General features: G+C 63.9%; 4 protein-coding genes. All 4 read left to right on the top strand.

Going from position 1 to position 5,604, the window contains the following annotated elements; genetic code table 11:
* On the top strand, positions 1-719 hold a 719-nt coding region (locus EOA28_RS23080; protein ID WP_148670810.1), incomplete at its 5' end, for an energy transducer TonB.
* Positions 720-804: 85 nt separating this feature from the next.
* The gene (locus EOA28_RS23075; protein WP_127252615.1) at positions 805-2,199 is read left to right on the top strand and encodes a multicopper oxidase family protein; all 1,395 of its coding nucleotides are present in this window, start codon (positions 805-807) and stop codon (positions 2,197-2,199) included.
* Between the two features lie 328 nt (positions 2,200-2,527).
* The gene (locus tag EOA28_RS23070; protein WP_245463414.1) at positions 2,528-3,013 is read left to right on the top strand and encodes a hypothetical protein; all 486 of its coding nucleotides are present in this window, start codon (positions 2,528-2,530) and stop codon (positions 3,011-3,013) included.
* 171 nt (positions 3,014-3,184) lie between these two features.
* Positions 3,185-5,604: AsmA family protein (locus EOA28_RS23065; protein ID WP_128315309.1), on the top strand; the 2,420-nt coding region annotated here is incomplete at its 3' end.

Below are 5,604 nucleotides of genomic sequence, written 5' to 3'. Positions count from 1 at the left end.
CCCCGGAGCCGCCCGACGCGGCGGAGGAGACGGACAAGCCCACCGATGTGCAACCCCTGACTGACCCGGCGCCGGAGCCGGTGGCGGAAGAGCCGGTCGCCGAACCGCCGGTCGAAAACGAGGCGGCACAAGAGGCCGAACCGGCCGAGCGGATGGCGGCGCTGAGCGAGCAGCCGCCGCTGGAAGAAGTCGTGCCGGATCCCGTCGAGGCGATCAACCCCGATGTCGTCGTGCCTTTGCCGGAGAAGCGGCCGGTCGAGGCGGACGAAAAACCGGTAAAGCCCGTCGAAACGAAAAAGGCGGAGAAAAAGCCCGTCGAAAAGCCGAAGTCGCGGCCGAAAAAAGAAAAAGCATCCGCTCCCAGGACGTCGATGACGGCGAGCATCGACGCTAAGGCGGCCGCGCCCAAATCAACCGGGAGCAACTCCAAGCCTGGCGACGACTCAAAATGGAAGTCCCGGCTGTATACCTGGCTAGGAAGGCATACGCGCTATCCGAGCGCGGCGCGCCTCAGGCGCGCGAAGGGCACCGCGAATGTGGTTTTCACGGTAGCTGCCTCCGGGCAAGTGACATCCGTACGATTGGCGCGATCCTCAGGCGACGCCGATCTAGACCGGGCCGCGCTCAAAACTCTCCAGGGCGCTACCGTACCTGCGCCGCCAGCTGAGAAGGCCGGCACGAGCGTTATCGCGCCTTTGTATTTCTTCCTGGAAGATTGAAGACGGCTCCGACCGCTTCGGAGCGATTGACGGAAGCGCTCAGCTTTGTCCTCAATGCGCCAAGAACAGTCTCGATTGAAAGCCTATGACAGCACTGACCCGCCGCGCCCTTCTCAAGACCACAGTTGCCGCCGGACTCGCCGGGATCGGCGCCGCGACCGTCGGCAGATTGGCCGGTTGGGCGGCGGCGAAGCCCGAACTGCTGATCCTGAAGACCACCAGCATCGAGGCGCGGCTGATGGACGGTGCGCCGACGCAGAATGTTCTGACCTATGGCGAGGCAGGCCCGCCGCCGGTCGTCAGGATGCGGAAAGGCGAACCGTTTGCCGCGCGGCTGATCAACGGCATCGATGATCCGACGACCATCCACTGGCACGGTATCCGCGTTCCCAACAAGATGGACGGCGTGCCGTTCCTGATCCAGCCCTATGTCTATCAGGGCGACCATTTCGACTATGCCTTCACCCCGCCCGACGCCGGCACCTTCTGGTACCACCCGCATTGCAACACGCTGATCCAGATGGGTCACGGGTTGACCGGCGTGATCGTGGTCGAGAACCCGAAGGACCCCGCCTTCGACGCCGAAATGGTGATCAACCTGCGCGACTGGCGGCTCGGCGACGATGGCCAGTTCATCGAGGCGTTCCGGCCGCGCGACGCCGCAAAGGCCGGCACCTTCGGCACGGTGCGCACCGCCAATTGGCTCGAACAGCCGCAATTCGATGCGCCGGCCGGCGGACTGGTGCGGCTGCGCGCCGCCATCACCGACGTCACCCGTATCTATGCCTTCCGCGTCGACGGCGCCGAGGCGGCGGTGATCGCGCTCGACGGCAACCCGGTGCCGCAGCGGTTTACGCCGGACGCCTTGCAGATTGGACCCGGCCAGCGGCTGGAGCTTGCCATCCGTATGCCCGACGAGGAAGGCGCGATCGTCAGCCTGCGCGACGTCCGGGGCACCAAGCCGAAAATCGTGGCGACGCTGCGTTCCGTCGGCAAATCGCTCAAGCACGATCTGCGCGATCTCGGCCCGCTGGAAGTCAATCCGGTGGCGGAGGTGGACCTTTCCAGCGCCAGGCGCATTCCGCTGGCGCTGAGCGCCACGGCGGAAAACGTTTCGGCCGACAGCATCTGCGGTTCGCTCGGTTACAGTTTCTGGGCGATCAACAAGGTGCCGTGGCCGGGCGACACGCCCGACCCGACCGCGCCGCTAGCCGAGCTGAAGCTCGGCAAGAGCTATATCATCGACATGGAGAACCTGACGCCGCACGCGCACCCGATCCATTTGCACGGCATGAGCTTCAAGGTGCTGTCGTCCTCGACCAGGCCAGTGCAGCCGCTCGTCTCCGACACCTATCTCATCCAGCCCGACGAGAAGGTGCAGCTGGGATTCGTCGCCGACAATCCCGGCGACTGGCTGCTGCATTGCCACATCATCGAGCATCAGAAGACAGGCATGACGAGTTATTTTCGGGTGGTGTGAGCGCATTGGTGCACTAATGCATGTCGCCCAGAAGTGCGCAGCGGTTCTGGGACAACGACATCATCAAAACAACGACTTAAAGCGCGTCGCCCGAATCCGTTTCAGCGCGACGCGCTTTAAAGCAATTCCGGGAAAAGTGTGAGCGGTTTTCCGTCCGGAATAGCGTAAAAACAAAGAGATAACGCGGTTCGCCGTTTCCGCGAAACGGTGAACCGCTCTAACGCGCGGCATTTCCGCGCCTGTCTCGGGTTGACGCGTTTGGCCGAATGCCTAGGTAGGCAGGAGGGCGCTGGGGCGGCACGCAACTCCAACCGACGGCATGACATCCTTGCGTATTCGAAAACTTGCCTTTGTTGCGGCAGGCATCTCCATCCTGTCGTCCTGCGTCATCCCGGACGATACATCCAGCATCGCCAAGGTCGACCCCACCACGGCCGCCGCCCGCAAGGAGATGGTCGGTCTCAGCGAGGCCGATGTCCGCATGTGCGCCGGCTTTCCGACCGCGACGGCCGATACGGGACCATCCGGCCAGATTTGGACCTATCAACGCACCGTGCAGCGCGGCAACCTCAGCATCGCGGTGCCGACCATGGCCGTGGGCGCGATTCCCGCGGTCGGCGGGTCAGTCAATGTCGCCCCCGGCGGCTACTGCAACACACAGATCCGCATGGTCGGCGGCCATGTCGCCGAGGTCTCCTATGCCGGCGACAACAATCTGCCGAACAGCGTCGATGCGCTCTGCGTCAGCACGGTGGACGCCTGTGTGGCCTATGCGCGCCAACGCAATCACAAGGCGAGGGCAGTTTCCAGGTGAGTGGAGCGAGGCCGGTCCGAGACTCCGCTTGTGTCAGCGTTCTCCAGGGTGAATGGCGCCGGGGAGGCGTTAGGCGAAACATGCCGGCCCCGGGTCCCGTGGACCAGTCCGGGATTCGTCCGGCGCCAAGCCCTTGGTTCGGCAGGATTCAGTCGGGCGCCGGAAGCATGTATGCTCGACGATACTGATTCTTCCGATCATTTTTGGCTGGTCGATGTGAGAAAAATCGTCGCCGCACTCAGCGTAGCCGTCGTTCTTGTCGTCGGGCTGCTTTTCCTTCTGCCCGCGCTGGTTTCGACCGACTGGGTTCGTGCTGAACTAGGCCGGCGATTGTCGTCCGCGACCGGAATGACCATTCGGCTGGACGGGCCTGTCAGGCTGTCGCTGCTGCCCAGGCTGGCGGTGGTCGCGGATGATATTTCGCTCTCGACCGGCACGGGCGACATCGCGATATCCGCTCCGCGCTTCTCGACGTCGATAACGCTGTCGTCGCTATGGTCGAAAAAGCTCGAGATTCAGTCGGTTGCGCTGGCGGATCCGACAATCGCGCTCGAGGCTTCGGCGAGCGCGGAGCCAGCTCCCGAGCCGAAGGATGTTCAGGCTGATCCCTTCGCGGCGATTGTCGATACGCTCGAGCGGCTGTCGATCAACCGGCTGACCATAACGAACGGCACCCTCACCTCAGGCGCATCGACAGGGAACGCCGCCAAGGTGACGGCGATCGACGCCGACCTCAGGGTTCCGGACCTCGACCGGGAGGTCTCGTTTTCATTGGCCGGCACCAGCAACGGCCGTCGCGTCGACATAAGCGGGAGCCTTTCCGCCTTTAGGCCGATTCTGAAACGGCTGCCGGCCCAAATCGCCGTCGAGGCGCGGCTCGATCCGGCGCCGGTTGCCAAATTCTCTGCCTTGCAGGCGAGCGGCGAGATCCAGCTCAACGGCAATGGCAGCTATCAGATCAAGGGCGGGAAGTTCGAGATCGGCGACCAGAGCTTCCAGATGGACGCGCTCTTTCAGCCCGGGCCGCGGCATCGCTTCTTCGCCGACCTGGCGGCCAAGCGCGTCGATATCGACGCCTTGAGCGATCTCGGAAACGGCGGTTCCAGCGCGGGCAAAGCTTCGGCCGGCTCCGGAGAGCCTGATCTTGCCATGCTGGCCGCTTTCGACGCCGACATCAGCGTGACAATCGATGAGTTGCTCAGCGGCAAGATACGGGCTTCCGATGTCCAGCTCGCCGCGACATTGCGCGACGGGCATCTCGAGGCAAAGCTGGAGCATTTCGGCCTCGACGCGGGAAGCCTCACGGCGAACGCCTCGACGAATGTCGCTGAAACGCCTCCGACCATACGGGGCAATGTTGCGAGCTCGGGGCTGGACATCGGCTCGATAGCGAAGCTGGCCGGACAAGCCGTGCCGCTGTCCGGCAAGCTTACGGCCGATATGGGATTCGCTTTTCGTGGGCTTGCCGCGCAACGCATCCACAGCAGCCTCAATCTGCAGGGAACGGTCGGGATACGCGAAGGCAAGCTTCCGCTTGCGGCGCTTGCCGATGCCCAGGACCGGACCGCCAACGACATCACCGGGCTCACTCTTGACGCGAAGGTTCGCGACATCGGCAAGCCGGTCGATGTGACAGGCAAGCTCGCCTGGCGGGGGCAGGCTGTTGCGTTCAAGTCCCAGGTCGCGCCCGCATCCTTTCTGGCCGGTGGCTCCGTCGCCGATGCGTCCGGGCCGATCAGCCTTTCGGTCTCCTCCAAATATCTCGAAGGCAGCATAAGCGGCACTGTCGGGGGTGGCGGCACGGTCAAGGGCCAGGTCTCGGCCACATCGCCCTCGTTCGACAGGCTGATGCAATGGCTGGGACAGGGCGCGTCCGGCAGTCTGCAGGACTTTGCCTTCAAGGGCGATGTCGACGCTAGCCAAACGCAATTCTCCTTCCAGAAGGCCACCATCGCTTTGAACGGCGTCAAGGCGTCCGGGCAAGGCTCGGTGAAGCTGGGAGAGCCTTTCACGATCCGGACGTCGCTCAGTTTCGCGAAACTCGACCTTGCAGCGCTCGCTGGCGGCGGTGCCGCAGCCGGCGGCAAGCAGAAACCGGGCGTGGCAACCGACGCGCCGGTCGATCTCTCCTTCCTCAAGGGTATCGATGCCAAAGTGGATATCCGGGCCGACAAGCTCGGCTATGGCAAGGTCTTCGCCGGGCCGGTGGCGACCAGCCTGACGGTGACGGATGGGAAGGCTCACCTGAACCTGCCGCAAAGCCCCTTCTATGGCGGTACGATCGCGGCCGAAATGACCGCCGACGGCTCCGGCAACGCCGCTTTCCTGGACCTCAACACCGCAATCACCGGCGCGGCCGCGGCGCCCTTGCTGCGTGATGCGGCTGATTTCGACCGCATCGAAGGAACGCTTGATGCGACGGTCGCGATTTCAGGCGCGGGAAAGACCACCAAGTCGCTTGCTCGCTCGCTCGGCGGCAAGGCGGCGGCAAAATTCAGCGATGGCGCCTTCCGCGGCATCGACATAGCGGAGGTCTACAACAATTTGGTCGGGCTGCTCGCCGGCGGCTTCAAGCAGGATCAGGCCAAGAA

This window comes from Mesorhizobium sp. M2A.F.Ca.ET.067.02.1.1 (genome assembly GCF_004023285.1).
In the GTDB taxonomy this organism is placed as follows: Bacteria; Pseudomonadota; Alphaproteobacteria; order Rhizobiales; family Rhizobiaceae; genus Mesorhizobium.
This window is presented reverse-complemented; position numbering and strand designations above follow the sequence as displayed.

Bases quoted from the DNA above. Each gene is read 5' to 3' on its own strand.
- EOA28_RS23075 (WP_127252615.1), top strand. From the start codon at position 805: ATGACAGCACTGACCCGCCGCGCCCTTCTCAAGACCACAGTTGCCGCC.